At 64.8% G+C, this 25,850-nt stretch carries 19 protein-coding genes; 7 read left to right on the top strand and 12 right to left on the bottom strand.

The genetic code is table 11. The features are described 5' to 3' along the window. Nucleotides 1-165 precede the first annotated feature (165 nt). The 3 genes from HRL41_RS03910 to HRL41_RS03900 all read left to right on the top strand — a co-directional run bounded on the left by HRL41_RS03910 (nt 166) and on the right by HRL41_RS03900 (nt 4,245). Nucleotides 166-1,668 carry a cytochrome ubiquinol oxidase subunit I gene (locus HRL41_RS03910; RefSeq protein ID WP_172135640.1) on the top strand — a complete coding sequence of 501 codons (1,503 nt, stop codon included), beginning with the start codon at nt 166-168 and terminating at the stop codon, nt 1,666-1,668. Continuing rightward, nucleotides 1,668-2,693 carry a cytochrome d ubiquinol oxidase subunit II gene (cydB, locus tag HRL41_RS03905; RefSeq protein ID WP_172135639.1) on the top strand — a complete coding sequence of 342 codons (1,026 nt, stop codon included), beginning with the start codon at nt 1,668-1,670 and terminating at the stop codon, nt 2,691-2,693. The genes HRL41_RS03910 and cydB overlap by 1 nt, the downstream gene beginning before the upstream one ends. 130 nt (nt 2,694-2,823) lie before the next feature. After that, a complete protein-coding gene (locus HRL41_RS03900) occupies nt 2,824-4,245 on the top strand; it encodes a hypothetical protein (protein ID WP_172135638.1) in 1,422 nt (473 codons plus the stop codon). A gap of 197 nt (nt 4,246-4,442) precedes the next feature. Here the strand turns inward: HRL41_RS03900 and HRL41_RS03895 are convergent, their stop codons facing one another. Beyond that, the gene (locus HRL41_RS03895; protein ID WP_172135637.1) at nt 4,443-6,644 is read right to left on the bottom strand and encodes an FtsX-like permease family protein; all 2,202 of its coding nucleotides are present in this window, start codon (nt 6,642-6,644) and stop codon (nt 4,443-4,445) included. Beyond that, entirely contained in the window at nt 6,634-7,512 is an 879-nt protein-coding gene (locus HRL41_RS03890; RefSeq protein WP_172135636.1) for an ABC transporter ATP-binding protein, read from the bottom strand. Before HRL41_RS03890 ends, HRL41_RS03895 begins: the two co-directional genes overlap by 11 nt. 232 nt (nt 7,513-7,744) lie before the next feature. Between HRL41_RS03890 and HRL41_RS03885 the strand changes: the two genes are divergently transcribed. Continuing rightward, nucleotides 7,745-8,632, top strand: a complete 888-nt coding sequence (locus HRL41_RS03885) for a Fic family protein (protein ID WP_172135635.1) — start codon at nt 7,745-7,747, stop codon at nt 8,630-8,632. A gap of 30 nt (nt 8,633-8,662) precedes the next feature. Here the strand turns inward: HRL41_RS03885 and HRL41_RS03880 are convergent, their stop codons facing one another. The 9 genes from HRL41_RS03880 to HRL41_RS03840 form a co-directional block, all read right to left on the bottom strand. Then, nucleotides 8,663-9,742 (bottom strand): HAMP domain-containing sensor histidine kinase, encoded by a 1,080-nt coding sequence (locus HRL41_RS03880; RefSeq protein ID WP_165172334.1) that lies wholly within the window; start codon nt 9,740-9,742, stop codon nt 8,663-8,665. A 245-nt stretch (nt 9,743-9,987) separates the two neighbouring features. Beyond that, nucleotides 9,988-11,304, bottom strand: coding sequence for a nitrate/nitrite transporter (locus HRL41_RS03875; RefSeq protein WP_172135634.1), 1,317 nt, complete (start codon nt 11,302-11,304; stop codon nt 9,988-9,990). 125 nt (nt 11,305-11,429) lie between these two features. Then, the gene (locus HRL41_RS03870) at nt 11,430-11,897 is read right to left on the bottom strand and encodes a hypothetical protein (protein ID WP_172135633.1); all 468 of its coding nucleotides are present in this window, start codon (nt 11,895-11,897) and stop codon (nt 11,430-11,432) included. 18 nt (nt 11,898-11,915) lie between these two features. Then, a complete protein-coding gene (locus tag HRL41_RS03865) occupies nt 11,916-12,245 on the bottom strand; it encodes an oxidoreductase (protein ID WP_172135632.1) in 330 nt (109 codons plus the stop codon). Nucleotides 12,246-12,258: 13 nt separating this feature from the next. Beyond that, nucleotides 12,259-14,553 (bottom strand): molybdopterin-dependent oxidoreductase, encoded by a 2,295-nt coding sequence (locus HRL41_RS03860; protein ID WP_172135631.1) that lies wholly within the window; start codon nt 14,551-14,553, stop codon nt 12,259-12,261. 253 nt (nt 14,554-14,806) lie between these two features. Next, nucleotides 14,807-16,357 (bottom strand): helix-turn-helix transcriptional regulator, encoded by a 1,551-nt coding sequence (locus HRL41_RS03855; protein WP_172135630.1) that lies wholly within the window; start codon nt 16,355-16,357, stop codon nt 14,807-14,809. Between the two features lie 542 nt (nt 16,358-16,899). Further along, nucleotides 16,900-17,808 carry a DMT family transporter gene (locus tag HRL41_RS03850; RefSeq protein WP_172135629.1) on the bottom strand — a complete coding sequence of 303 codons (909 nt, stop codon included), beginning with the start codon at nt 17,806-17,808 and terminating at the stop codon, nt 16,900-16,902. Nucleotides 17,809-18,079: 271 nt separating this feature from the next. Further along, complete coding sequence (locus tag HRL41_RS03845; protein ID WP_172135628.1) at nt 18,080-18,499, bottom strand: hypothetical protein; 420 nt, start codon at nt 18,497-18,499, stop codon at nt 18,080-18,082. Between the two features lie 2 nt (nt 18,500-18,501). Continuing rightward, on the bottom strand, nt 18,502-20,910 hold the full coding sequence (locus tag HRL41_RS03840) for a molybdopterin-dependent oxidoreductase (RefSeq protein ID WP_172135627.1): 2,409 nt from the start codon (nt 20,908-20,910) through the stop codon (nt 18,502-18,504). A 215-nt stretch (nt 20,911-21,125) separates the two neighbouring features. Between HRL41_RS03840 and HRL41_RS03835 the strand changes: the two genes are divergently transcribed. Beyond that, nucleotides 21,126-21,998, top strand: a complete 873-nt coding sequence (locus tag HRL41_RS03835; protein ID WP_172135626.1) for a MarR family winged helix-turn-helix transcriptional regulator — start codon at nt 21,126-21,128, stop codon at nt 21,996-21,998. 12 nt (nt 21,999-22,010) lie between these two features. On the opposite strand, the gene HRL41_RS03830 is transcribed toward HRL41_RS03835, so the two are convergent. Further along, entirely contained in the window at nt 22,011-22,682 is a 672-nt protein-coding gene (locus HRL41_RS03830) for a response regulator transcription factor (RefSeq protein ID WP_172135625.1), read from the bottom strand. A 443-nt stretch (nt 22,683-23,125) separates the two neighbouring features. Here HRL41_RS03830 and HRL41_RS03825 point away from each other — a divergent pair, with 443 nt between their 5' ends. Both HRL41_RS03825 and HRL41_RS03820 read left to right on the top strand, forming a co-directional pair. After that, nucleotides 23,126-23,617 carry a PH domain-containing protein gene (locus tag HRL41_RS03825; protein WP_172135624.1) on the top strand — a complete coding sequence of 164 codons (492 nt, stop codon included), beginning with the start codon at nt 23,126-23,128 and terminating at the stop codon, nt 23,615-23,617. 1 nt (nt 23,618) lies between these two features. After that, a complete protein-coding gene (locus HRL41_RS03820) occupies nt 23,619-25,664 on the top strand; it encodes a PH domain-containing protein (protein ID WP_253904683.1) in 2,046 nt (681 codons plus the stop codon). Nucleotides 25,665-25,850 lie beyond the last annotated feature (186 nt).

Here is a 25,850-nt window from a genome sequence, read left to right as displayed (position 1 = left end):
CCTTCCGTCCGCCCCTCGTGCGGCTCTCCGGCTCGCCGGGCGCGGCCCCTCAACATCTCGGCAACATTCGCTCAGAAAAACGTTGATCGTGCTTCTTAACGATGCGCCGAGAGGTTACAATGTTACTCAGTTAGTAGCAATTGAGGAAAGGTAAGGAGGGGGTTCATGGATTTCTTGGCTGATCCGGTCTTGCTGGCGCGGTTGCAGTTCGCCCTGACGGCAAGCTATCACTTCATCTTCGTGCCAATCACCATTGGCATCGGCCTCATCATGGCCATCTTCGCCACGAAGGCGTACCGCACGAAGTCCGCGGAGGACGATGCGCTCGCGCGCATGTGGGTGAAGATCTTCACGGCGACGTTCGCCATCGGCGTGGCCACGGGCATCACCATGGAGTTCTCGTTCGGCACCAACTGGGCCGACTACGCGCGCTTCGTGGGTGACATCTTCGGCGCTCCGCTGGCTGCCGAGGCCCTGTTCGCGTTCTTCCTGGAGTCGGTGTTCTTGGGCGTGCTCCTGTTCGGGCGCAAGAAGGTGAGCCCGAAGTTCTACCTCGCGTCGTCGTGGCTCGTGTGGTTCGGCTCGTGCCTGAGCGCGCTCTGGATCCTGATCGCCAACTCGTGGATGCAGACGCCCGCGGGCGCCGAGCTCTCCGCCGACGGCACCCAGGCTGTGATCACGGACTTCTTCGCCGCCGCGTTCAACCCCTCGACGCTGTCGCGCTACGGGCACACCGTGGTGAGCCTGCTCATCATGGGAGCGTTCGTCTCGATGGCCGTGGCCGCGTGGTACCTCATCAAGAAGCGCCACGAGGGCGCCGCCATGAAGATGATGCGCGTGGGCGCCGTCGTGGGCATCGTGGCGACCTGCGTCATGCTGGGCACCGCGCACGCCTCGGCCGTCATCGTCGCGGAGGAGCAGCCCACCAAGCTCGCCATGATGGAGGGCATGTACGAGTCCGAGGCCCCGCCGCTGTACGCGTTCGGCTGGGTTGACGAGAGCGGTGAGGAGGTGCTCGCGCCCTTCTCCATCCCCGGCGGCACGAGCTTCTTGGCCACCGGCACGTGGGACACCGAGTTCCCCGGCCTGAACGACCTGGCGCAGACCGAGAAGTACGCCGACATCGACCCTGAGACCATGCCGGTGAACTTCGTGTTCCAGACCTACCACCTCATGGTGGCCATGTTCGGCGCCATCGCGCTGTGCGTGGTGCTCGCGCTCGTGTTCTCGCGCAAGGGCGCGCGGGTGAAGAGCATGCGCTGGCTGCAGTACCTCCTGCTGATCTGCCCGGTGTTCCCGTTCCTCGCCATCCAGTGCGGCTGGATGACCGCCGAGCTCGGTCGCCAGCCCTACGTGGTGTACCCCTCGACCACCGGCCCTGACGGCGTGTCCCTGCTCACCGCGGACGGCACGTCGGCCTCGGTCACGCCGGTCGAGCTGCTCATCACGGTCGTGCTGTTCCTGGTCGTGTACTTGCTGCTGTTCGTCGGCTGGGCGCGCGTGATCTCCAAGTTCATCGCGGCCGGCCCCGTCGAGGACGACTCCGACGTCGAGGCCGTCGCCGCAAGCGCCGCGGGCTCGTTCGTGAGCGCAGCTGCCGCGAAAGCTCCTGCCGCGGGCGGCGAAGCAGTCTCTGCGAAGGCTTCCGAGGAAGGGGGCGATCGATAATGACCGTTCTCAGCGTGCTGTGGTTCTTCCTGATCTTCGTCCTCATTGCGGGATACTTCATCCTCGACGGCTTTGACCTGGGCGTGGGCGTGCTGTACCCCTTCGTCGCCAAGAACGACGAGGAGCGCGCCGTCGCGCGGCGCTCCATCGGGCCGGTGTGGGACGGCAACGAGGTGTGGCTGCTCACGGCGGGCGGCGCCTTGTTCGCGGCGTTCCCGGCGGCGTACGCCACCACGTTCTCGGGCTTCTACCTGGCGGTCATGCTGGTGCTGTTCGGCCTGATCGTGCGCGCGGTGTCGTTCGAGTTCTGGGCGGGCGATCGCGCGTGGCGCAAGCTGTGGGACGTGTGCTTCTTCCTGGGGTCGCTCCTCCCGGCGCTGCTTCTGGGCGTGGCCGTGGGCAACATCTTCGCGGGCATCCCGATGGACGCCAACGGCGACTACGCGGGCATTCCGCTGCTGGGCCTGGTGACGCCGTTCACCCTGCTCACGGGCGTGCTCGGGCTGGTCATGTTCATGGCTGCGGGCGCGAGCTGGCTGGCGCTGAAGACCCCCGAGGGCTCTGAGCTGCGCTCGCGCGCGGCCAAGCTGCGCATGCCGCTGCAGGTTGCGGCGCTCGCGGTGTTCGTCGTGGTGAGCGCGTTCGCGCTGGCGGGCGGCGTGGCCCCCGAGATGGCTCCCGAGCTGGGCATCCTGCGCGTGCTGTTCGCGGCGCTCGTGGTGGCGGCGCTCGTGGCGGCCTTCGTGGCGGGGAAGAGGAGCGACCTGCTCGCCTTCCTGGCGCAGTCAGCCGCGGCGCTGTGCCTCGTGGGCCTGCTCGCGTGCTCGATGTTCCCGAACCTCGTGGTGGCCAGCGCTGGCAGCGTCGGCGACGCCATCACGCTCATGAGCGCGGGCGCCTCCGAGCTGTCGCTGACGTACATGACGATCATCCTGTGCATCGGCCTGCCGCTCGTTCTGGTCTACCACGTGGTGATCTACCGCACGTTCCGCGGCCGCCTGACCGAGAAGGACATGGCGCACTAGGGGCATGTGAGCGCGAAACGCAGGAGAGCGCGGCGGCGTTGCGAGCCGCAAGCTCTCCGAAGTTAGGTACAATGAGCCCGGGCCTGAACGCCCGGGCTCATTTTTTTCACACAGGAGAAGGGGGTCGCGCATGGCCGGCCAAGACGACATCTTCAACGACAACGACCAGGGACAGAGCGGCGACGACTCGCTGTTCGGCACGGACTCCCGCGACAACGACGCGTCGCCCATCCAGGTGGTGAACCCGTACGGCGGCGTGGAGGAGCCGGTGGTCTCGGCTGATGACGCACCGCAGGTGGCGCAGCCGGCGAACCCCTACGCCTCGGTGCAGCCCGCCGCGGCCGAGCCGGCGGCAGGCGCGTACGCGGCTGCGGGTCCTGCGGCTGCGGGAGCCGCGCAGGCGCAGGCGCAGCCTGCGGGCAACCCCTACCAGCAGACGTACGGCGGCGCGGCTGGCCCCGCGGCTGCGCAGGGCGCCGCGAACCCCTACGGAGCCCCTGCCTCGGGTGCCCCAGGTGCCGCAGGCATCCCAGGCGCCCCAGGCGCCTCGGGTGCCCCGGGTGCTGCGGGCGCGAACCCCTACGGCGCGCCCCAGCCGGCGGCCGGCCAGCCCTACCAGCCTTACCAGCAGCCGGCGGGCGCGGTGCCTCCCTACGGGCAGCCGCCGGCGGGCCCGCAGCCCTACGGCCAGCCCTATCCGGGCGCCGCGGCTCCCGCGTCCGCGGGCAAGGCCACGGGAGCGCTCGTGTGCGGCATCCTGGCCATCCTGCTGGCCAGCTCGGTGGTGCCGAGCATCATCCTCGGCATCGTCGCCATCGTGCTCGCCGGCAGCTACCTCAAGTCCGGCGGCACGGCGGGCACGGCGAAGGCGGGCCGCATCTGCGGCGTGCTGGGCATCGTGTTCTCGGTGATCGCGGTTGTCAGCTACTTCGCGTTCTTCGGCATGGCCGTGTCCCAGATGGCTGCGGACGAGATCGGCTCCGGCTCGGGGCTCGTGTCCTCGAGCGAGGCGTCCTCGGACGACGTCGCGGGGTCTGACTACACCGAGGACGAGAAGGCCGCCATCGACCTGGTGAGCGCCGAGCTCGAGAAGATCAAGACCGGCGACGAGGCGATGCTGGCCTCCATCGCGGCGATAGTCCAGGAGGACTTCGTCGAGGGCACGGGCCTCACCATGGCGCAGTGCGGCATCGACCCCATGGAGTACGCGCGCGCTATGACGCAGGGCTTCGACTACGAGGTGAGCATGTACGTGGTCGACCGCAGCTCCGAGGGCTTCGTGGCCTTCGACGTCACGTGCCGCGACGTGTTCGACGTGCTCAACCGCTTCAACGCGCTGCTCAGCGACTTCAAGGCGTCCGGCGAGGCGTCGAGCATGACGCAGGAGCAGGGCTACGCCCGCATCGGCGAGCTGTTCATGCAGGCCGTGAACGAGGCCGACATGGAGCAGGACGGCTACTTCTCCGTCGACGTGGAGTACAAGAACGGGAAGTGGGTCATGGACCAAGACGAATGGGAAGACGAGCTCGACTACTTCTTCGGGCTCTACTAGGCGTTAGTCCCGCCCGTCTTGACGGAACGGGCGAGACAGCTCGACGCTGCGAAGGGCCCTGGCACTCGCCCTTGCCCCTTGCTTTGCACGCGGCGCGCACGAAGTGCGCTTGGTGCAAAGGCGGGGCAATTGCGGGCGCCAGGGCCCTTCTCGCTGACGTTGCGAACGACCTGCGGGCTTAGCGCCGCGCTTTCCCCTTACCCGCGGATGGCTTGCCTCATGATGCCTTTGCTGGCGAAGTAGGTGATCAGCAGGTAGCCGCCGTAGATGACGAGCGTGAACCCGGCTGCCATCATGATGGGGCCTTGCACGGGCACGCCGAGCGCCTCGAACAGCGTGGTCGACATCACGCCGATGGCGCACGCGGAGTGGCACACCGCCAGGGCCAGCGGCGCCAGGAAGTACACGAGCACCTGCGTGAACAGCGAGCGGTTGAGCGCGCGCTCGTCGCAGCCGAGCTTCGCGAGCAGGCGGTAGCGCTGCTGCGAGTCAGCCGCCTCCGAGAGCTGCTGGATGGCCAGGATGGCGGCGGTGGCCACGAGGAAGATGAAGCCGACGTAGAGCGCCAGGTACGTGATCATCATGCGCAGCCCGTCCGCCTGCGAGCTCATCTCGGCCTTGGTGTACGTGGTCGACGCCGGCCACAGCCCGGGCTGGAAGGAGTAGGCGTCGTCGGCGTACGTGTAGCTGGTCTCGAGGTCCGAGGGCGAGCCCTTCGGGAGCGCGATCGCCAGCCCCTCGGCGAGCGCCTCGTCGCCCTCGGTGGCGCTCAGGCCGTCGGCGTACGTGAGGTTCAGGTAGCTCGTCATCGGGATGGCGCCGCCGGCGCGCAGCTCGGACACCGCCTGGTCAGGCACGACGAACACGAGCGCAGTGGCCGTCATGGCGTTGTCGGAGAACTGCACGTCGAGGATCTCATCCTGGATCCGCAGGTCATGCCCGAGGATGCTCGCGACCTTCCCCTTCTCGATGAACGCATGTGCCAGCTCGTCGGTTGCGTCCATGTTGTTGGCCAGCGCGCACTCGTCGTCAGCCAGCGTGATCGGGTCCGCGCCCGTCATCGCGCGCAGCGCGTTCAGCTGGGAGACGTCCACCACCTGGATGTTCGAGCTCTTGATGTTCTCCTCGTTCAAGACGGTGGAGAGCTCCACGTCTGCCGCGGCCTCCATGAGCGGCGCGTACGTTGAGCCGGGCACTTCCCAGTAGTCGATCTGCGCGCTTTCCTTCACGAAGTCATCCCAGGCGGGGTTCGCGTCGCGCAGCTTCGCCTCGATGTCCCAGCCGTAAGCTGTGCCGTCGGCGTACGTCGCGGGGTGCTCCGCGGCCATGCTCTCGGCGCGCGCGGTGAGGCTTTCGGACGCGGGGTGCACGAGGTCGGTCTCCTCCTCGTAGTACACGTCGGCGCGGATGGTGGCGTCGTAGGGCGCTGCCTTCTCCATGCCGCCGCAGAACACCTCGATGAGGCCCATGCCCGTGGAGAACGTGGTGATCGACAGGAACAGCAGCACGCAGACCACCCACAGCGACACGAACGCCGTGTTCACCTTGCTTGCGATCTGGCGCACGGTGAACGGCACGAGCCCGCGCAGGTACGCGCCGCGCGCCCGCGTGACCACGGCGATCGCGAACCCCGCGAGCGACCAGAAGAACACGAGCGTCCCCGCCAGCATGAGCACGGTCGCCCACGCGAACTTCGGGTCTTCCAAGTAGATCATGCCGTTCTCGTTGAGCAGGCGGTACGCCACGGCCAGGACGCCCGCTGACGCCACGAACGCGGCCAGGCACACCCAGGGGTTGCGCACGGGCATCCGCTCGCTGCGCACGTTGGCGCTCAAGAGGTCGATCAGCTTGTAGCGGCGCACCGTGAGCAGGTTGAACAGCGCCACCACCACGTAGATGGCCACGAAGCACAGAAGCGTCATGAGAAGCGCCGTGCTCGAGAACACGAACTGGTAGTGCGTCATCGGGATGGTGAACAGCGCCGCCGTGGCGAACGAGAGCGCCTGGGACAGCAGGACGCCGCAGACCAGGCCCACGGCGAGCGAGATGAGGCCCACGAGCACCGTCTCGTACAGCACGATGCGCGACACCTCGCCCGGACCCATGCCCAGCGTGAGGTAGATGCCGAACTCGTGCTTGCGCCGCTTGATGAGGAAGCGGTTCGCGTACACGATGAGGAACCCGAGCACGAACGCGATGACCACCGAGAACGTGCCGAGCAGCTCCTGGGTCACTTCGAAGGCGCTCGCGTCGGCGCCCTCGATGCTGAACAGGATCTTCTGGCTTCCGATGGAGTTGAACGCGTAGAACACCGCCACGCCGAACACGAGGGTCACGAAGTAGATGGCGTAGTCCCTCACCGAGCGGCGGATGTTGCGCGCGGCGAGCTTAAGCAGCATGGCTCGCGTCACCTCCCAGAAACGCGATGACCTCCATGATGCGGTTGAAGAACTGCTCGCGCGCCATGTCGCCGCGGCGGATCTCGTTGAACAAGGTGCCGTCCTTGATGAACAGCACGCGGTTGGTGAACGACGCGGCGAACGCGTCGTGCGTGACCATCATGATGGTGGCGCCCATGTCGCGGTTCATGAGGTCGAGCGTCTCGAGCATGATCTGGGCGTTGCGCGAGTCGAGGGCGCCGGTGGGCTCGTCGGCGAGCACGAGCTTGGGGTCGCTCACGATGGCGCGCGCCGCCGCCACGCGCTGGCGCTGCCCGCCCGACATCTGGTGGGGGTACTTCTTGAGCACGCCCTCCACGCTGAGCGAGCGCGCGACCGACTCCACGCGCGCGGGGATGGAGGAGGGGGCGTCGTGCTTGATGGTGAGCGCGAGCGCGATGTTCTCGTAGCCCGTGAGCGTGTCGAGCAGGTTGGAGTCCTGGAAGATGAAGCCCAGGTCGTCGCGGCGGAACTTCGCCAGCGCGCGCTTGGAGAGGCCGGTGATGTCGCGCCCGTCCACGAGGATGTGGCCGCCGGTGGGCTTGTCGATGGTGGAGACGCAGTTCAGAAGCGTGGTCTTGCCCGATCCTGACGGGCCCATGATGCCGACGAACTCGCCGGCCTCCACGTCGAAGCTCACGCCGGCGAGCGCGTGGGTGACCGAGTCGCGCGAGCCGAACACCTTCTCGATGTGGTGCACGCTCAGGATGGGCGCGCCGACGCCTCGGCCCGAGCCTCTGCTCGCGTGGGCGCCCGTGCCGTAGTTGCCGCGGGAGAAAGCCGCCGACCCGAGCGTTGCGGCCGACGGCGTTGCGAATGTCTCGCTCATTGTGAGATGCCTCCTTTTCTTAGGGATGCTCTCATCTTACGGACGCGCCCGCAAGGCATCCATCGAACCCGCTTACGGTTAGCTTACAGCTTTGTTAGGCGAGCAGGGAGGGGGATGGGGGCACGGAGATGGAAGGGGAACGAGGAGCGCTGCGTCCGTCTGCCTTCTGCGACGAGAGGCGTTTCGTGGTAAGGTGGGTCCGTTGGGTTCCCGAGAGAAACGATGGGCGGCCATGACGGCTGAAGGTCTGGACAGCTTCGCATACGAGCCTGCTCGCTCACGCGAGTCGGAAGCGGCGCGGCGCCATTACTGGGCCGTGGCCATCGGCTTGCAGCGCGTTGACGGCCTGGAGGTTTCCCCCTACGTGCGCGAAGCGGCCGCCGGCTATGTGAGCGGCGAGCGCACCCTCGAGGAAACGGGGCGGCTCGTGCGCGCTTACCACAACGCTGCCGTCCATGCCGACACCCGCGAAGCTGACCTGGTGGCCCAGCGCATCGCCGAGCTCCTGGCGGCTGCGCCTTTCTGCCTTGCGCCGGATATGCTGGCGGAAGTGCACCGCTACCTGTTCCAGGACCTCGACCCCGCGGTGTACCACCCCGGCGAGTTCAAGGCCGAGCGCATGGTGAAGCAGGAGGACATCCTGAACGGCGACAGCGTTCTGTACGCCGACCCTCTCGTCTACGACATGGCCTTCAAGGGCGCGTTCGCCACGGAGCAGGGAAGGCTCTACACCGCCTTGGAAGGCGACGAGCTTGCCAGCTTCTGCCACTTCGTCGCGTTCCTCTGGCAGGTTCACCCCTTCTACGAGGGCAATACGCGCACGGTGGCGGTGTTCTCGGCGCTCTATCTCAACCATCTGGGATTCGACGTGTCGAGGGAGCCCTTCGAAAGCAGCGCCCTCTACTTTCGCGACGCCCTTGTGCGCGCCATGTACCGCAACGCCGCTGCCGGCATCTTCCCCGACGAGTCGTTTTTGGCGGCCTTCTTCGAGAACGCCCTGGGGCGCGGGCGTCACGCCCTCAATCGCGAGGACCTCGTCTGCGCGGCCCTCTTCGACGCTCCGAGCCTCATCCGCAACGTCGATCCTGCCAGCGCCCTCGACAAGCGAAACCTGCCCTAGCCGCCGTTGCCTCTGCAAGCGCCTCTTCCCTCACCCGTCGAAGCGCCACGGGGACGGGTGCTCGCTCAGGGCGCGGCGGCGGTCGTGGGGGAAGGCGAAGAGCACGCGCGTGCCGACGCCCTCCTCGCTGGCCAGGCCCACGCCGAGGCCCATGCGCGCGCACATGACGGCCACGAGGTAGAGCCCCATGCCGGTGGCCGAGCCCTGGGCGCGCCCCACGCTGCCGGTGAACCCGCGGTCGAACACGCGCGGCACGTCGGCGGCGGGGATGCCGCAGCCGTCGTCGCGCACCTCGAGCACCGTGCGCTCGCGTGGCGTGCCGGGCTCCTCCTCGCGTGCCGAGAACGTGATGGCGTGCGCGCCGTACTTCGCCGCGTTGGTAATCACCTGCCCGAGCATGAACGTGAGCCACGGCTCGTCGGCGAGCACGGACGTCTCCTCGGGGACCTGCACGCGCAGCTCCACGCCGCGCTCGATGAGGAAGTGGGTGTTCTTGCGGCATGCCGCGCGCACCGCGGAGGCCAGGTTGAGCTCGCGGATGGCGTAGTCGTTGGAGACGGAGGTTGAGCGCGCGGAGTAGAGCGCCTGGTCAACCTGCGCCTCGATGCGCTCGAGCTCGCCCTTGAGCTTCGTGGCCTGCTGGCCGTGCATGCTCGCGAGCATGAGCTTCGCGGCGGCGATGGGCGTCTTGATCTCGTGGATCCACAGCTCGATGTACTCGCGGTGCGCCTGCGCCTGCTCGCGCTCGGCGGCGTTCTCGCTGTTCGCCACGTTGGCGAGCTGGTCGGTGACGTGGTAGAGGATGCGGCCCTCGAGGAACGCAGGCTCCTCCACGAGCGAGGTGAACTGCCCGACCTGCCCGATCTGCACGACGAACTCAGCCGCGTCGCGGTAGTGCCGCGCCCGCCGCGCGAAGTCGCTGACGAAGAGGACGATCAGGCAGGTTGCCACGAAGCCCGTCACCAGCAGGCAGGCGTGCGCTCCAATGCCGAGGATCGCCAGCATGCAGGCCATTCCCGCCAGGCAGAACACCCCGATGAGCAGCGCCGCCCACCGGTCGCGCGCATAGGCGGCGAACGTGAAGCGGGGGATGTCGGCGGCGTCGGGCATGGGGGCAGGTCCTCTCTCGATGCCTCCAAGGATAGCGCATCTGCCGGAAAAGGGCGCGCGATGACGCCTTGCTTGCAGTTTTGTAAGGGAGGTGCCTGCCCGCAAAATACGGCATCGTGTCTGCAATGAGGTGCTTTTAGCGATAAAGCCTGCTGCTACGCGAAGGAGGGCTGCAGCAAAAGTTGCAGCCCTCCTCCTAGGCATGGGATTGACAGCGTCTGAGGCGCGAACTGACGGCAGGCACTCTAGGCATGACGTGCGTGAGGACGAACCTTCTCGACGCGCGGGAAGCTGAAGGCTATGATCGCAGCAACCAGGAAGCATACGCCAACGATGCCGAAGGAGTTGCCGACAACGCCCGTCGCATCGATGATCATACCGGCGATCCACGGACCCAGGTAGCGTCCGACCAGGTTGACGGTGCCAACGAAGCCCGTGCCCGTTGCGCGGACGTCGTCGTCGAAGTACTCGCCGGCGCCCGTCATGATGACGGTGATGACACCGGTGGAGGCACTGATCAGCGCGACAAAGAAGTAGCAAACGTACAGGGACGGAACAGCGACCGAGGACAAGTAGAACCAGTAGCCGAAGCCGAGGATGGCACCGACGAGGACTACGCCGCCGATGATGTTCTTGCGCTCGAAGCGGTCGGAGAGTTGTCCGAGGATAAGCTCGACGATGATGGTGAGGACGCCGCCAATGGTGATGGAAAGGGCGGCCTCGCCAAGCTGGAAGCCTGCGGACTGGATGGAAGATACGTAATACTGGGTTGCTGCCATGTAGGCGATCTGGTAGATGATGTAGAACAGGCCGAAATGCCATGCGATGGGCATCTTCAAGACGCGGCCGAGCTTGCTCATGGCGCCTTCCTCGTCTGCGGTCTTCTCGATGGTGGGGGTGGGCGCCGCTTGGGTGCCAGCGGGGGCGCCGTAGGGGGCGAGGCCCTTCTCCTCAGGTCCCTCGCGGAACACGATGAACACAAACACCGCGATGGCTGCGAATAGGCCGCCGAAGATGATGTAAGTTGCCTGCCACCCCGTGGCAGCGATGATGATAGGGGCGACAATGCCCAAGATTATCGCAGAGAAGTTTGCGCCGGGGGTGATGAGCGACATGCCAAAACCGCGCTTGTTGGGGGCAAACCAACGAGAGACGATCTTGGGAAGAATGGCCATCAGCAAGCCGGCGGTGCCGATGCCGGCGATTGCCCATGTCGCAATGGCGATGTACAACCCCATGGGAGCGAACAGGCCGAAGGAGATGGCGCCGATGGCCGACAGGACGCAGGCCAGGGTGATGGCCTTCCGGGTGCCGATCTTGTCGCCAAGCATGCCCCAGACGATGGAGAGGCCCGCGTAAAAGACCATGAACACCGAGGTGATCAGGCCGACCTCGGCATAGCTGACGCCCAGCGTCTCGCGGATGGGCTCAAGCGCGATAGATGGGATGCGTTGGCAGGAAAGAACTATCATCTGGGTGAGGAAGCCACCTAAGCAGATGGCGAATGCGTAATGCAACCCGCTGCTTTTTGGCTTGCTCACGTCTTCGATATCTTGAAGCATGGAATTTCTCCTTTGTTGTTGTCGTGGTGTGCTCATTGCGGAATCGTCCTATGAAACGACATGCCGCTATGGTGTGAGGGAGGCTCGCTTGAAAGAAAGAGTGCTCTTCGCAGTTTGCTCCAGGCTCAGATTCTTGTGGCAAATGAAGGCAGCAAGGACGACAGCTTCTCTCTCCTCCGCTTCCAGCGAGTCTCGTGACGTTGGCGGTCGTACGCTGCTTTTGCCGTGCGTGCCGCGGAATAGAATGCGTCGTAATGCGCTGGGCCTGCGCTCAGCTCGAGCTCGGCGCATTTCTTGACGCGCTCTCGATTGGCGATCAGCTTTGCGGCTTTCGCCTTCTTCTCGGCGGGAACGTAGATGTCGACGCCGTAGTTCTTGTCTTTGCTGGGAGGGATGACCATGCCGATGACAGGGTGGTTCATCTTGATCGTTCCCTTCTCGAGCCCGTAGAGGGGAATTCCGGCCTCGCGGAACAGAAAGGCGATGCCGTTGTACTCCCAGACCATCTTCACGTTCGTCAAAAACGCCCAGGTGGTCTTTTCAAATTCGGCCAAGTCGACCATGGTGGTGAAGCCAGTGCGTTTCTGCGGCATGGGGACCTCCGATTACTGCTATGGCAGGTAGCAGGTTACCTTGCTGCCGATGGCTCGCATGCGGGCGGGCATCTCTTCAAGCGGTAACACTTCTATGACCTTCGCTAGGCAGTGATGCTGGCAGGCGGGGAGCTTTCCCTTTGCGAGGCGCTCCGCGCACAGATTGCACAGCGAGGAGGGGACGGGGACGTAGTCCCATTCCCACGTGCCAGCGAGCTTCTTCGGCCCGATTTCGTTTACCTTGATGCCCCACTCGTCGAGGGGTATGCCATGCTCCTTGCGACAAGCGATCTCGCAGGTGCCGCAGTTGGTGCAGTTTCCGTAATCGATGAGCATTCCGTATTTCATGGGTCCTCCCTCCTTAGCCTTTGGGGGTATCGACTTTGTAGATTTTGCACATGCCGTTTTTGTACGGGGCACCATAGCCGGTGAGGCCGACGCTCTCGTGAGGGATCAGATTGTTGGCGTTCGCATCCCAGACGCCATACAGGTTGGGAGCCTCTCCGTCCTGCTCGGGAAACCACCATGCGTGTTCGATGTGAACCAGGTTCGGGCAAACCTGCTCGTTTATCGACGCCTTCTGAATCGCGCGGCCGAGCGGGCTTTCGACTGCTACCCAGTCGCCTTCCTTGATGCCGTACTTCTCGGCGTCAACGGGGTTGATGGTTGCCAGCGGGTCGGGGTGCATGGCGCGCATGCTGGGGATCTGTCGGTGTTCGGAGTGGAACATGGAGATATTGCGGCCGCCGGTGGTGTACACCAAGGGGAACTCCTCAGCCAGCTCGGGCTTCGATGCTTGGCTGTATTCGGGCTCTTCATAGTAGGGGGTGCCCTGCTCGCCGAATACCGGGAGCAGCATGGAGTAGAGCTCCACCTTGCCGGTCAGGGTCTGGAAGCCGGGCTCGCCGTCGTCTCGCAAGCCGCCGGTCTCGTACTTGTAGTACTCGTAGTCATGCTGGCGGCAGACCTCACCGCGCAGCTCGTCATAATCCCAGTCGTAGACTTCCTTGAGCTTGTCGCGGAAGAAATCTTCGGGGGAGGCCATCTTCTCCCATATCTCGGGGCGCATGCGACGGCCCATGTCGATGAGGATCTCCAGGTTAGATTTAGTATCGAGGGGCTCGACTGCCTTGTTCATCGCGCCGATGAAGTGCTGGTTGCGGCCGAAGTGCGGGGTGACCAGGCCGTCGTGCTCGGCGAAGGTGGAGAGGGGCAGGACGAGGTCGCATAGGGCCATGGTGGTGGGAGTCATGAAGATCTCGTTCGCCACGATGAAGTCCAGCGGAAGCATGGCCTTGTACCAGCGCTGCGGCTGGTCGGCCATGCAAGCCAGCGGGTTTGTGCCGATCATCCAGCACATCCGCAGCTTGTAGGGGACCTCCTTGAACTCGGGCAGCTTCTGTTCCAGGTAGTTCAGAAGGGTGTCGCCCTGAACGCCGCCCATGGCCGCACCTGTGTTGAACAACTCGTACTTTCCCGTAGGATCTACGATGTGCTTCGCAGCCATCTCGGGATCGAGCACGTTCATCATATCGTAGCGCCACTGTCCGATGAAGCTGGTGGGCTTGCCTAGGGTCACACCGCCGGGGCGATCGAGGTTGCCTGTGAGCGCCAGCAGGTCGAGAAAGCACATGCCAGCCTGGGTGGACGCCTTCGCCTGGTCAAGGGCGACGCCCCACAGCGCGGAAGATGGGACGTTGGTCGCGAACGCACGTGCTGCGCCAACCAGCACCTCAGGGTCGACCCAGGTTATTTCCTGGACGCGCTCGGGCGTCCAGTCCTTGACGGCCTCGCGCAGCTCATCGAAGCCGTGACACCACTTCTCGACGAAAGCGTGGTCGTACAAATCCTCCTCGATAATGACGCGCAGAAGGCCCATGCCCACAGCCGCGTCGGTACCTGGACGAAGCTGCAGATGAAAGTCGGCGCGCGACGCCAGCCATGTCAGGCGCGGGTCAATGACGATAAACCGAGTGCCGCGCTTCTTGAGGTCGATGAGGCTGTGGCCGAAGAAGCTGTCGGGGCTGGAGTACAGTGGATCTTTGCCCCAGACCAACACGTACTTCGGGATCTCGTAGCGCGGGTCATCGTAGCGATCAGGGAAGTACTGGGCATAGTCCATCTCGGGGTAGCCGGCACCTAGCAGGTAGTTGGTGATAGTCGCGCGGGGGCCGTAACATGCTTCGCCGGAGAACGCGTAGGTGGAGGCGCCGTTGGGAGTGTTCATGACAGCTGGGCCGTAGACTGGTGCGTAGAGAGTGGACTCGCGGCCGGTGCCGGTCAAAGTGAAGATAGTCTCAGCACCGTACTTGTCCCAGATCTCACGGATCTTGTGCTCGAGGATATCATACGCTTCGTCCCATGTGATCTCCTCCCATGTGTTCTTGCCGCGATCCTTGCGGGCGCGCTTCATGGGATGCTTGATGCGGTCAGGGTGATACATGACCTCGTCGAGGGCCAGGCACCTCGGGCACAAGCGACCTTGGGAGATGGGGTGGGTTGGGTCGCCCTCGACTTTTACGACTTTGCCGTCCTTTACGTAAAGACATACGCCGCATCCCACCGGGTGGTCTCCCGGAGGGGACCAGGCGCAGGTGCGCACTTTGAGAACCCCGTCGCTCTCCTCGGTGAGGTAGCTTTTCTTCTCTTCGGACATCCTTCCTCCTTCTTGCCTTGCGGTTCACTGCTCTGATATGCAGTGAGATCGCTCAGCTCCGGCAGTTAGGGGACGGCCGAAGCCGAGCTCGTCTGCAAGCTTAGGGAGGACGAGCACTTGGCGGCAGACCCGCTTCGGGGCGTTTTTTTGGGGTTTCTTGAAGAAAAACAGCCCGCCCGTTTCGGGTGGGCAGCGCTCTGACCTGCTAAAACGAGGCGAACACGAATATCTGCGCCAGCTGCAGAATGTCGTGTCAGCCTCCCCAACGCTTTTCGATGGCGCTGATCAGATCCTGCCGGGAGTGGACCCCGCACTTCGCGTAGACGTTCTTCACGTACCCCTTGACTGTGTTGTAGGAGATGCCAAGCTCTTCGGCTACATAGCCGACCGTCCGTCCGCGCCCCAGTAGCTCCATCGCTTCAGCCTCGCGCGTCGTGAGTCCCATCTCTTCGGCGAGCTGTGCACAGGCTGCCGCAAGAGGATCGGCGATGGTCAGGGAGGATGCTTCCACCTCGTCTTGCTCTGCGGCGCGCTTCTGCTCATCCGATGCGTCGACGCGACGTCGCTCCTTCAAGGTCCGCTGCAAGGCTTGGCTGATCGTAAACGAGCCGCGCATCAAGACGCCCGAGGCGAGCACCAAGAGGGCGCTGATTACAAACAGCAGAGGCAACAGGTCGCTGCTCGTGCCGTAGAAGAATATGATGAAAGAGGCGAGCCAACCGAGCGTCGTGCCCGCCCCCGAGGATCCACGTCCGAAGCCGAACACTCTCACGGGGTTGAGTGTGGTGCGGCTTGCCAGATCTTGAAGCAGGCACCAGACGACGATGATGAACACGTTGTATCCGACGTTTGCCACAACGTTAACCAAAGGGCCGAGATTCGAGCCGAAAAGGGAACAGACCGCGATGACAGCAGCTGATCCGAGCGCTGCGGGGAGATAGACCGAACTGATCTCGAAGTTTCTCAGCGTGAAGGCGATCGAGAAGGCGACAAGGCCAATTCCCCATGCAACCATGCTCGCGAACACGATGACTGCAGGTGTCCATCCCTCTGCCGGATGGACTAACCCGGCCATGCCCCTGATGGCTCCCACGGCGACACACATAAGGAAGATGGTCAGGTTCAGACGCAGAAACAGGTGCGTAGGCAGGCTCTCGATGGGGATGAGGTCTTTCTCCAGCGTGGAGGCATGACGGGGATTCTTAACGTCGAACCAAGTCAGAAGCGATGCGCCTGCGGGAAGCAGGGCAATCAGAACGCGCTGTGCATCGGGCGGCACTCCCATGCAGAGAAAGAACACCAGGTTTGACAGCAATACCGATGCGATGGTAATGACGAAGGGATTGCCCATGTACATCTCAGCGTAGACGCAGCCGATCTTCAGGCAGACGAACGCAGTGCCAAGGCCAGTGAGCACGCTGCCGACGGGAAACAGCGTGCCGTAGTGTTCCCCGGGGGCGCCGCCAGAGAGGAGATAGGTTCCCATGCCTGCGATGAGGCCGGCGCCCAGCACGAACCAACGCTTCTTAAGCCAAGGTTGTAGTCGCATGCAGAATATGCCGCAGAGGAATAGACACGCTGCTAATGCCACCCCCGAGAGGAGGTACAGCAACGAGCTGTAGATTGCCGGACTCTCGATCTCAGCTTGGGCGACCGCGCTGGGGGTGGTCATGGTTAGGAGAATCCAGGCGGAGTACAAGGAGAGACTCAAAAACTTGATTATGGGCCAGCGAGCGTTCGATCCCGCCAAGTACTCGTCGAGTCCGGAGCGACCGCTCTGGGCATAATGCAGCTCGTCAGACATAGTGGTTCCCCTCTGTGTGAAACGGTAGTGCTATCAGGACCGTCCCCTTGAGCCTGACGCGGAACATTCCTATTCTACAACGAGGCAGGGCATGTCGGGCAGTAGGCTCTGCTCCGTTGCGCCGGTTAGGGATCCGATTTCTTCAGATAAGACTGTCATGATGCTGTTGCGGAATAAGGGTCTGAAGGCGTCGAAAAGCACCTCCGGAAATGATGGTCGTCCTTGTTCGGAACTTCTTTGAAAGTCTTCATGTCCCGTTCCCGCTTTCAGGGGAAACGGCGGAATCGTCCTTGCCTCTGCTTGTCGGCAATGCAGGGCAACGTTACCGACAATGGCGCTTTTCCATCCATCTTTTTAGAAGCGTGGATGAAAAGAGGGCGTTGTCGGTGTTCCGAGGGCCTTGAGGACTTCGAGGGTTCCGAGAGCCTCGAGGGTCTCGAGAGTCCCGAGGACTTGGAGAATTTCGAGGGCCTTGAGCCCCAGAGATTCCGAGGCAGGCGGACGACCCGAATGAAGCGGCTCTCGGCGGCGCGTTCGGCGGGTCAGCGGGGCTTCTCGTCCTTCGCCAGCAGCGGAGCTATGGTGATGACCGCGATGCTGGCGACGATGAGGCACGAGCCGATGCCCTGCCCCAAGGTCAGCGTCTCCCCGAGCACGAGGAATGCGATGATCAGCGAGAACGGCGTCTCGCTGATGCCGATGAGGGACGACTTCGTCCCGCCGATGCGCTTGATCGCCTCGATGTAGATGAAGATGGGGAGGATGGTGGCGAACAGCGCCATCAGGGCGCCCAGCATGAGCTGGTACGCGTCGAGGTCGAGCAGCCCCGGAAGGGACGGGGCGAAGACGATGCAGGAGGCCAGCAGGCTCGTCCAAGACAGCGTGAAGGTGACGGTCAGGGGGCTCTCGGAGCGGCCGGTCTTCTGGATGAGGATGGTGTAGGCGGCGAACGCCACGCAGGAGACGATGCCGAACAGGATGCCGAGCGCATCCAGCGTGACCTCGCCTGCCGCCACCCCCGACACCATCGCAAGGCCGCTGATGGCCAGCACGAACGCGACGACGGTGGAGACGCTGAGCCGCTCCTTGAAGACGAACAGGCTGGCCACGGCAACCACGGCCGGGTAGGCGTAGAAGATCACCGTGGTCATGCCGGCGGTCAGGCGCTCGACGGTGAAGAAGTAGAAGATCGAACTGATATAGAAGAACACGGCCTGAAGGTACACCGAGGGCTGTCGGCTTACGAACGCCTGCCGCCTCCAGATGAGCATGAAGACCCCCAGCAGCACCGTTGCGAAGAAGAAGCGGAGGATGACCGATTGCTGCGCATTGAGCCCGGTCGCGTAGACGAGCTTTCCGAAGATGCCGAGCGTGGAGTAGAGGACGGCTTGCAATATCGCGAGGCCGTACCCTACGACCGCCGACCCCGCTTTGCCATCTCTGCCTTGCAAAGAGCCTCCTTAGCTTGAATGCACGTCCGCTCATGCGGCCGCCCGCTTCTCAAAACGAAGGATACACCATGGGCGACAAGCCGACAGGAGAGAGCCTGCCCGTCCTGCGACGAAATAGCGCTCCCGGACGCGGGGGCAGCGGACGAGAGCACCGAGGTGAGATCTGGACGCTCAGGGACGGCGGCTACGCGTCGGAGGCTTCTGCGCTAAATAGGTGGCGCCCTTTGGGGAAGGGCGCCACCGCATATGCGAGCTTACGCGAGGCAAGCTCTCAGATGATCTCGCGATCAGCCGATGCGTAGATCACGTCCTCGCGGGAGTTCTCCCATCGGGGAAGCTGAAAGATGCGGCTTCCGCGCTCGCGGCAAGCCTCGATCTTGCCTTCAACCTCCTCGCCCCAGCTCAGCGCTTTGTTCGGGCACATGCCCACGCAGTAGGGGGCGCGGCCCTCGGCGGTGCGGTCGGTGCATTTGACGCAGTGCTTGGAGTAGATGGGCATCCAGCTCATGCGCAGGTCAGGCCACGTGCCGGAGGGGCGGTCGATGCCCTCGCCCGAGCCGTTGGTGCGAACGGAGACGAAGTATTGTCCGTCCTTCAGGTTGTTGCCGGTCATGCAGGATAGGGCACAGGTCCAGCAACCGGTGCAGCGAAGCAGATCGACGAATATGGTGCTCTCTTTGATCTCTGCCATGACTACTCTGCCTCCTCCTCGTTCTCGCTGTCCTCGATTTTGCGAATGTCACAAGCGCAGTCCCAGATCGTGTCCCAGGCGCCGGCCATGCCGCTGTAGGCGCCGCCCAGCAGCGGGCCGACGGCGCAGTCGGCGACGGTGCAGTCCCACCAGAACTCGGCCGCCTTGTCGATGGTGTCCTTCTCTCCCAGGGGAACCAGCAGCTCGGAGTACATGCCGCCGTCCTCGAAGGCGCGCTTGCGCCAGCCGAACCAAACCTGGATGGTCCCCGGAGGCATGGCGTTGTCTATGCGCATCTCCACGATGCAGTGGCCGCGGTCGTTGAACACCTCGCATTTGTCGCCGTCTTTGATGCCCTCGCGCTTTGCGTCGACAGGGTTGATGCGCCCGGTAGGCTTCCCTCCGGAGAGCTCGGCCATCACCGGGTCGTCGGTGAACATGGACTGCATGAAGAAGCGTTGGCGGCCGCTGAAGAACTGGTAGGGGAACTTGGACGTGCCCTCGCGCTCGGTCTTGAGCGTGGGAACCTCGTAGGGCTCATGGTAGAAGGCCATGGGAACGCCGATGGTCGCCAGGCGGCTCGAGTAGAACTCCATGTGGCCGGTGGGCGTGGGGAACTTCATCCCCAGGAAAGGATCCCACGGAACAGGCGGTACGGCAGCCCGGATGATCTTCTCCTCCTTCAGGCGCTCGACGGTCACCTTGGGCTCGATGTTGGCGATGAACGGAGACTGGCTGTCCAAGCGGATGGCGATCCAGTCCTCTGCCTCCATGCCCTCGAAGTACTTGCCGAAGCCCAGGCGGCAACCGAGCTCGCGGTAGATGTAGCTGGGATCCTTCGCCTCCCCCTTCGGCTCGACCGCTGGCTCCTGCAGCACGATGTGGTTGTACTGGGCGGCTGCGATCAGCTCAGTGCGCTCGAAGGGCATGCAGGCGGGCAGCACGTAGTCGGCGTACTCGCCGGTGTCGGTCATCCATATGTCTATGTCGACGATGAGCTCCATCTGCGGGAAGGTGTCCTCGATCCAACGGGAGCGGTTGGGGCAGTTGTGGACCGGGTTGCCTGACACGTTCAGGAACGCCTTGTACTTGCCCTTCTTCACGTCCTCGAAGTAGTCGGCCTGCTTCACGTAATGGGCCTTGTCGTTCTCGCGGCCCTCGGGGTAGACGATGGGCAGGTTGTTGAAGAGCAGCGGGAAGCCGCAGGGCTGAATCTCGGAGGTCACGCCGCCGCACGGCTTGCCGAGGTTGCCCGTGAGCATGCCGAGCAGGTAGAACGCGCGATACGCGTCGCCTTGGTTCTGGTAGCGGAGCCCCAGGGCTCCCACGATGAAGGCGGGACGGTGGGAGGAGTACTCCTCGCCCAGCTTGACGGCGTCGTGCGCGGGAACGCCGGTGATGGACTCCTGGTACTCCGGCGTGTAGGTGCTCAGGTGGTCTTTGAGCATCTGGAACGCGGGCCTGACGTCTTTGCCGTCGATCTGGTAGGTGCCCTCGAGCGCCGGCTTGCCAGGGTACTCCTCCTGGCCGCGCTCAGCGACCTTCATCTGACCGGCTTCCTCGTCGAACCAGTAGAACTTGCCGTCCTCGGGCTGAGCGTACAGCCCGCTCTCCACGTCGACCATCAGGGGGGCGACGGTGTATTTGATCAGGTAGGGCTCGTCGTACTCCTTGCGCTGCACGATCTGGTTCGCCATGCACAGGGCCAGCGCCGTGTCAGAGCCGGGCTTGACCGGGATGAACCAGTCGGCGTAGCCGGCCGTGCCGTCGAACAGCAAGCCCACGTCAACGATCTTGGCTCCACGCGACTTGGCTTCGACGATGTGCTTGGCCACGCGCTGCTGGTTCTCGACGGGGTTGCCGCCCCATACGATGATGTACTGGGAGCCGTCGAACTTGACGGGGTCGATCATCATGTACTTGTAGAACTCGCCCAGGTCGAAGTAGCTGGAGTAGTACGGTCCGTTGTCGAGGCCATACGCGTTCAAGGGGTCAGTGCCGCCCCACAGGCAGTTCAAACGCTCGCCAAGCAGGCTGTCCAGGCCTTGCGACGGGGGCAGCGACGTGGTGATGTTCCAGAACGTGACGGACTCGGCGCCGTACTTCTCGCGGATGTCGAGCAGCTTCTCGGCGATCTCGTCGAGCGCCTCGTCCCAGCTGATGCGCTTCCACTTTCCCTCTCCGCGCTCGCCGGCGCGCTTGAGGGGGTAGAGCAGACGATCGTCGGCGTACACTTGATGCCAAGACATGATGCCCTTCTGGCAGATGTGGCCCTCGCCGGCTTCGGCGCCCTGGTAGTCGATGTGCTCGGTGCGAACGATCTCGCCGTCTCTGGTGATGGTCTTGATGGCGCAAAACTCATGGTCGCCCCAGCCAGGGCAGGCTGTGCAAACCCACTTCTCCTCTGACATAGCTTGCCTCCTCTCGTTTGAGACCGCCATGCCTCGGTTGGCTGCGTGTCGGCTGCCAGAAAAGCCGACATGCTCCTCCCGAACGCGCTGACGGTCTTTCGTCGGATATAAGGATAAGGCCGTGAAAAGGGGATATGGAGAAAAGAGAACCTAGATTGATCAAGTAGATTCTCGTAAAATGAGGCATTATCCAAACTACTTGAGACGAGGCGGCCATGCTTGCCAACGAGGGTCACTCCGATTGGATCACCACCGTCGTTCTGCTCAGCCGCGCAGCGGGTGCAATCGTTCACGAGCGCGCGGGGATCTCCATGACCCAGTACCGCATCTTGCTGCGCCTCATCATGTCCGAAGGCAGCCGCACCGTCAGCTCGTTGGCTCAGGACCTGGACCTCGCCACGTCTACCGTGACGCTCAACATCAACGACCTGGAGTCCCGCAAGGCGGTCAGGCGACGCTACAGCAAGAGCGACCGGCGCGTGGTGCACGTGGAGCTCGGCGAGAAGGGACGGCATCTGGTTGAGCTGGCGGATCCGTCGATCCACGCCCTGGCCCATGAGTTCTGGTCGGTGTACACGGCTGACGAGCTCGAGCTTACGTTCAAGGACTCGGCCAACACCGCCATTGCGCATCGCCTGGCCTATCAGAAGGGCGGCGAGCTCTCCGTGGAGAACGCGTACGTGGATGCCAGCTTGGTCATGATGAACGCGCTGAGTCGGCACATGCGTCGCGCGAACATATCCCTCAACGAGTACCGCATCCTGTATCTGCTGAGCACGAGCCCCAGCGGCATGCGGCCGTCGGATGTTTGCAACACGCTGCTTCTGCGCTCGAACGAGGTTGCCGTGGCGGCGGAGAAGCTCGAGCGGCATGGCCGCGTCACGCGAGTCCGCAGCTCGGCTGATCGTCGCGTAAACCTGCTCGTCATCACCGAAGACGGCCTTGGGAAGCTCGAGCGCATGACGCCGGGGATCGTGGATACCTTCCGAACCGACATCTGCGATTTGGAGGACGGGGCGTTCGAGCGCTATGACTCCATCAGCCGGAAGGTGCTGGCGCTCAACCGCGGCAAGCATCTGATGGGCTGAGGGGCGCGGGCCTTACACCATGTAGCCTTGGCCGCGGCGGGTGACGAGGAAGGTGTCGGGGACGCCGAGATGGCCGAGCGTCTTGCGCAGGCGGTTCACGTTCACGGTGAGCGTGTTGTCGTCAATGAACGCGTCGGACTCCCACAAGTCGCACATGATCTCGGTGCGCGAGATCACGAGCCCGGGGTTGCGCATGAGGATGTGCAGGATCTTCAGCTCGTTGCGCGTGAGCTCGGCCTGCTTGCCCTCGAACGACACCGCGCCCGCGCCCACGTCGAGCGTGACGCCCTTGTGCTCTATCCTGAGGCTGGCCGCTCCCGCCGAGCTGCGGCGCAAAAGCGACTGGATGCGCGCGATGAGCACCGCGGGGCTGTAGGGCTTGCACACGTAGTCGTCGGCGCCGAGGTTCATGCCCATGACCTCGTCGAACTCGCTGTTCGAGGAGGTGAGCATGATGATGGGCACGCTTGAGCGCGCGCGGATGTCGCGGCAGACGGTGTGCCCGTCGGTGCCGGGAAGCTTGAGGTCGAGCACCACGCAGTCGGGGTTGGTCGCGAGCGCGTCGGCTGCGGCGTGCGTGAACTGCTCGCAGCAGCGCGCCTCGAATCCCGAGAGCTCCAGCAGATGGGCCAGCTCGCGGCGCAGCGCCGCGTCGTCCTCGATGATGTATATCCGGCTGGGCATGGGAACCTCCTGGTCAAGCTGCGTCGCGCGACGGGCAGCGTCCGCGGATGGCGCGGGGCGGCGGGACAGCGGGACAGCCGGCCCCGGTCTGCCGTCGCCTGCCGCCCTTGCGGTGAGCGCTCGCGCGACGTGACGCCTCGGCGTCTTCGCCATTGTAGCGCGCGGGGAAGCTCCGAGAAGACCAGCTCCCGTGAACCTTGCAAAACCGTAAGGGGAAGGGGCCGCGGCGCTCGCTGCCGAAGGGCGCCTCGGCGTCAGGGGGCTTTCGCGCTGCGGCTCTTTGCCTCAACTGCTGCTCGAGAATGTCGGATGCGGCGTCGAGGCGGGAGAGGATATGTCACAATGGGAGCCGACAGAATCTGAAGGGCCTTCGCTTTCCAGCCGGCGCACGTGCGCGGCGAAGCGCCTCGGACAGGGTAGTGCGTGAAGAAGAAGGAGTGACCATGCGGGAGATGCCAGCTCATCAGCTGAACCCCAAGATCAAGATGGTGTGGCGAATCAGCGACGGGCTGTGGATTGCCGTGTGCTTCCTCGTGTGCTTCGTGCCGTTCGCCATCGCCGCGGCCGTTGACCCCGACGCCGGGTGGGCGCTCATGGTGCTCGCCGTGGTGGCTGCGGGGTTCGTGGCGCTCGCCGTGGTGTTCCTGGTGGTGCTGCCGCCCATTCGCTACGCGCGCTGGCGCTACGAGCTATCCGACGACTACCTCGACATCGCGCGCGGCATCATCTGGCGCAAGCGCTTCATCATCCCGTTCATCCGCGTGCAGAACACCGACACGCGCCAGGGGCCCATCCTGCGCGCGTTCGGGCTGTCGAGCGTGACGGTGGCCACGGCGGCGGGCGAGCACGAGATCCCCGGCCTCGGCAACGAGGAGGCCGAGCTCCTGCGCGACCGCGCCGCCGAGCTCGCCCGCATCGCGCGGGAGGACGTGTAGCATGGACCCGCGCAACCCTCGTCAGCAGCCTTACGGCGCCGCGCCCCAGCAGGGCATGCCCCAGCAGGGCGCGCCCCAGCCGGGGGCGCCCGAAGCACCTGCGGTCACGCCGCCCGCATACGCCGCGTCTGGAGCCCCTGCGGCCGTCCCGCCCGCGTACGCCGTGCCCCAGCCGGGGGCGCCCGCGCCCGGCGAGCTGCAGAAGCACCACGTGCACCACAGCTACATCTGGCTCGGCTCCATCCGCACGGCGCTCGCCGTCTTGCTTGCCGCCATGGTCGCCTCCCTCTCGAGCATCATAAGCTTCATCGCGGGCGCGAGCGAGGGCGCCCCAGCCGAGGACGCCTTCGCTGCGACGATCGCCATCGCCGCGACGGTGGCGGGCTTGGTCGTGCTCATCGGCGCGCTCGCGGCCTACCAGCTCGTCTCCTACAAGCACCTCTACTTCATGCTCTCGGCTGACGAGTTCAACCTGCACAGCGGCATCATCAACAAGAAGCGCGTGCACGTGCCCTACCAGCGCGTCCAGTCGGTCGACCAGCGCGCGAGCCTGCTGCAGCGGCTCTTCGGCGTGTGCACGGTGTCCATCGACACGGCGGGCGGGGCGTCGAACAAGGCCGTCCAGGTGCCCTACCTCACCAAGCAGCAGGCCGAGTGGCTGCGCGTCGAGCTGTTCTCCCGCAAGCGCGCGGCGCTCATGGGCGCGCAGGGCGTCCCCGGCGCCTCTGCGGGCGTCGCCGCGGGTGCCGTGCCGCCAGCCGCCGCCGCGACCCCCGTGGTCCCCGTTCCCGGCGCGGCGCCGGCCCATGTCGCCCCCGCCTCCGGCAACGTGCTCGACGCGGGCGCGGCCGTCTGGCAGGACGTCGGCGGCCTGTTCGCGGGCGCGGAGCTCGACACGGGGCGCGTCACCTACGAGTACGGCCTCACCAACAAGGAGCTCCTGCTCACGGGCTTGTCCAACAACACGGCGTTCGTCATCATCGTCATCGGCGTGCTCGGCATCGCAGGCCAGCTCGTCGACGTGCTCTTCAGCCTCTTCCCGCGCACGAGCAGCTCGTTCGTCGAGGGCCTCGCCACCCAGGCCGCTGCCCAGGCGGCCGCCGACGTAGTCGGCGGCGCCGTGGCCGCGGGCGTGGCCGCCTTCCTCGTGGGCATCCTCGTGCTGTGGCTGCTGTCGGGCGTGGGCTCGTGCATCAGCTACGGCGGCTTCCGCGCGCGCCGGCGCGACAACCGCATCGAGGTGGAGCGCGGCCTTCTGCAGCACGTGTTCCAGGGCGTCGACATCGACCGCGTGCAGGCGGTGGTGGTCAAGCAGACCTTCATCCGCCGCATCCTGGGCTACTGCGAGGTCTCGCTCGGCAAGATCGACGCGGCCGCCGAGGGCGAGGACGCCTCCCAGAAGAGCGCGCTCAACGCGCGCGGCCTGGTCATCCATCCCTTCGTGAAGGTCTCCCGCGTGCCCGAGATCCTCGCGGGCATCATCCCCGAGTACGCCGACCTGCCCACGGACGCGGTCCCGGTGGCCCCCGTGGCGCTGCGCCGCGCGGTCATCCGCCGCTGCGTGCTCCAAGGTGCGGGCTTCTGGCTGGCGGTGTGCGTGGCGGCGCTCCAGCTGCTCCTGAACGTCGTCGCGGGCCCGGCGGGCGTGGCGAGCGCCTTCGAGCTGGACCTCGTGGGCGGCCAGGTCGTGCTCGGCTACCTCAACGCGGGCGCCGCCGCGTTCTACGTGCTCGCCGCCATCCTGCTCGTGCTCGACGCGGTGGGCAGCGTGCTGTGGTTCCGCGAGTCGAGCTTCGCCTACAACGAGCGCTTCATGCAGATGAGCATCGGCGGCTTCTCGCGTGAGACGATGAGCTTCCCGCGCCAGAAGATCCAGTACGGCTATACGCGCACGAACCCCTTCCAGCGCCGGGCGCGCACCGCCACCCTGGCCGTGCGCACCGCCGCAGGCGTCGGCGGCACCACCATGCGCCTCATCGACGTGAGCGAACAAGACGCTTGCACGTGGCTTGGCTGGGTGAAGCCGCGCGGAAATGTGCTACAGTGAGCCTATGGACAAAAGCCGCTCATCACAACATGAAGCACCGGCAGGCAGGCCCTCGGAGAAGGGCCGCCGGGGCCGCTCGTTCGGCCTCTCGGGCGCCGCGCCTCTGGTCGTCCGCCCCGCGGGCGAAGGCGCCTCCTCCGAAGCCCTTGGCGCCGCTCCCGGAGCCCCTGGCGCCGCCTCTGCCGC

It is taken from the genome of Adlercreutzia sp. ZJ473 (assembly GCF_013185065.1).
In the GTDB taxonomy this organism is placed as follows: Bacteria; Actinomycetota; Coriobacteriia; order Coriobacteriales; family Eggerthellaceae; genus CAAEEV01.
Note: the sequence above shows the minus strand (reverse complement) of the source record. Positions and strands in the feature narration are given on the sequence as shown.